Below are 696 nucleotides of genomic sequence, written 5' to 3'. Positions count from 1 at the left end.
TCATCCCGTTCAGAGCCTACTGGCATGCGCCATGGCTCTCGAAGCATTTGCCAACGAAATTGATAGTACTTGTTAAGCTGATTTTCGGTTGTTGGAGTTATGAGTTTGAACATATCAATCCTTTGAAAGTGCAAATCAGTAAGAATCTTGGGGAGAAAATACCCAAGTAAAATCAAACCACTTGGGTATATAGCTTAGACCATGGGTGTATCCACGCCAGATTAGACCTGTAGCCAAAAAGTCACTGGGCCGTCATTAATTAATGACACTTTCATATCGGCCGCGAAGCGACCACGCTCGGTTGGCAATTCCTGCTCACACAAGTCAGAAAAGTAGTCATACAGACGTTCAGCGTCGGCTGGATGCGCACCACGAGAAAAGCCTGCACGTGTGCCTTTCTTGGTATCTGCCGGTAATGTAAATTGAGACACCACCAAAACCTTACCGTTCACTTGTTTGACGTTGAGGTTCATTTTTCCTTCGTCGTCTTCAAAGACTCGGTAGGTGGTCACACGTTCCATCAAACGTTTTGCTTTGGCTTCATCGTCGTCCTTCTCAACACCAAGTAGGACAAGAAGACCTGTATTGATTTCCCCAACCACTTCACCGTCTACACGAACGGCCGCTTCACTGACTCGTTGAATTAGCGCTATCACTACTCTCGCTTCCTTCATTTGCTAACTGAGATTCAGCCGA

The 696-nt window shown here is 46.1% G+C and carries 1 protein-coding gene and 1 pseudogene; both read right to left on the bottom strand.

Features of this window, described 5'->3' with window-relative positions; all coding sequences use genetic code 11:
* Positions 1 to 113 (bottom strand): annotated as a pseudogene (locus R7190_RS27600) (GNAT family N-acetyltransferase); the annotation flags it as partial.
* 108 nt (positions 114 to 221) lie between these two features.
* A complete protein-coding gene (gene dtd, locus R7190_RS27595; RefSeq protein ID WP_005456795.1) occupies positions 222 to 656 on the bottom strand; it encodes a D-aminoacyl-tRNA deacylase in 435 nt (144 codons plus the stop codon).
* Between the last annotated feature and the right edge of the window lie 40 nt (positions 657 to 696).

The sequence above is a fragment of the Vibrio sp. 1078-1 genome (assembly GCF_033340475.1).
This window is presented reverse-complemented; position numbering and strand designations above follow the sequence as displayed.